This is a genomic window from Nesterenkonia aurantiaca, from assembly GCF_004364585.1.
GTDB lineage: Bacteria > Actinomycetota > Actinomycetes > Actinomycetales > Micrococcaceae > Nesterenkonia > Nesterenkonia aurantiaca.
In genome coordinates this window covers 1-1,686 of record NZ_SOAN01000022.1, presented here as the reverse complement: position 1 = coordinate 1,686, position 1,686 = coordinate 1, and the positions used below count along the sequence as shown (strand labels likewise).

2 protein-coding genes and 1 pseudogene are annotated in these 1,686 nt (G+C 64.2%); 1 reads left to right on the top strand and 2 read right to left on the bottom strand.

Translation table 11 applies throughout. The features are described 5' to 3' along the window. Positions 1–201 (top strand): annotated as a pseudogene (locus EV640_RS13505) (hypothetical protein); the annotation flags it as partial. A gap of 224 nt (positions 202–425) precedes the next feature. Here the strand turns inward: EV640_RS13505 and EV640_RS13500 are convergent. Together EV640_RS13500 and EV640_RS13495 are read right to left on the bottom strand one after the other, a co-directional pair. Continuing rightward, the gene (locus EV640_RS13500; RefSeq protein ID WP_036474811.1) at positions 426–1,070 is read right to left on the bottom strand and encodes a prepilin peptidase; all 645 of its coding nucleotides are present in this window, start codon (positions 1,068–1,070) and stop codon (positions 426–428) included. Next, complete coding sequence (locus tag EV640_RS13495) at positions 1,070–1,627, bottom strand: type II secretion system F family protein (protein WP_341802718.1); 558 nt, start codon at positions 1,625–1,627, stop codon at positions 1,070–1,072. Before EV640_RS13495 ends, EV640_RS13500 begins: the two co-directional genes overlap by 1 nt. Positions 1,628–1,686: the final 59 nt, after the last annotated feature.

The following is a 1,686-nucleotide window of genomic DNA, read 5'->3' as shown; positions in this document are numbered from 1 at the left end:
AACGCAGCGACCCTGCCAGCTGCCTGTGGCACGCTGACCGCTTCACAGATGGACGGGATGCCTGAAGGCGGCGCCGACACCGGCGTTGCCGGCGGTTCCCAGGGTGCAGGCATGGCCATGGCCGCCGGCGGCGGCGTGCTCGCCCTGGGCGCGATCGGAGCCGGCGCATACTTCATGCGCCAGCGCCCCACCGAGTCCTGATCACGAGACGCAGAACGTAGACCCTCTGATGGTGAACCAAGTCATCTGAGGCGAATCGAATAATCGCATGTACGAGGCGGTGGCCCTGTGAGACTTTGTCGTCCTGCAGGGCCACTTCCATGCCCGCAACTTCGCGGCATGCTCGCTGGTCCGTTGTCGAAACGTCCCTGACCTCAGCGCCTTCTGCCGAACTCCCCCGGCTGCTGAGCCCCTCAAGGCCCACATCAGAAGCTCATCATCACGGCGATGACAGCCCCCAGAATCATGGAAGGTCCAAACGGCACGTCCGAGGTCCGGTTCCCTCTCCCGCTGACCAGGATCGCCAACGCCACCACTCCGTTGATGACGAAACCAAGCACCGTGCCCACAGCAACTTCCGCCCAGCCGAACCAACCCAGGAACGCTCCCACCACGACTGCAAACTTCACGTCACCGAGCCCGAGCCCATTCGGCGCGATGAACGCCAGCAGGAAGTACCCGGCAAGAAGGACGACGGCGGAAAGTATGCTGCGACCGAACGAGGACCACTCATCTGTCATGGCGGCCGCTGACGCCAGCGGGAGCAGCAGCGCCACAGCCGTACCTGCCACCAGGACGTCGGGCAGCCGGCGCACCAGCAGATCGGTCACCACCAGAAGTGCGCACCCCACTCCGACGGCGGTGAAGGCGACGAGCTCCGAGGCATTGCCAGCGATGCTCGCGGCGCCGAGGCCCGCCAAGGCTGCAAGAGCCGCTGCAGGAACACGTAGAAGACACCCAGTGCGCTGTGAATCTTCCTCGAGGAACGGGTGCAGGATCGGGGTGAGCAGCCAGGCCGAAAGTGCGGAGACCAGTGCCGTCACCAGTGGACCCAGCAGAGATTCACTCATCACATGCCGCTGAGGGAGTCCACGATGTTGATCGCAGCCGGGCCCATGACCACGATGAAGATCACGGGCAGGATGAACAGCATCAACGGAGCCAGGACCTTCACGGGAATCTTCTGAGCCTTCTCTTCTGCGCGCTGGCGCCGCTTGAGCCGCATCTCATCTGCCTGGGTCCGGAGCACGCTTGCAATGGAGACCCCGTAGGCGTCCGCCTGGATCACGGCGCGGACGAAGCGGCGCAGATCCACGACGGTGGTGCGGACGGTGAGTGCTTCGAAGGCCTGCCTGCGCGAATTGCCCATCTGGATGTCCTGCAGGGTGCGGACCAGCTCATTGGCCAGCGGTCCCTTCCCGTTCTGTGCGGCACGCGCCATGGCGGAGTCGAACCCCAGGCCGGCCTCCACAGCGATGGTCATCTGATCCAAGGTGTCGGCGAGCTCAAGCTCGATCTGCTGGTTGCGCTTGGTCCCCTCACTGTTGAGCAGCAGCTCCGGCAGGAAATACACCACCACAAAGACGCCCAGGGGTCTGCCGCACCGATAGGTGACAGGTGTAGTCACGCCGCGAGAGCGACGCCGGTGTTCATGATTGCTTCGTACTCCACTGGGGTCAATCCCGA

Coding starts and splice junctions, on each gene's coding strand:
- EV640_RS13500 (WP_036474811.1), bottom strand. CDS start 1,070: ATGAGTGAATCTCTGCTGGGTCCACTGGTGACGGCACTGGTCTCCGCA.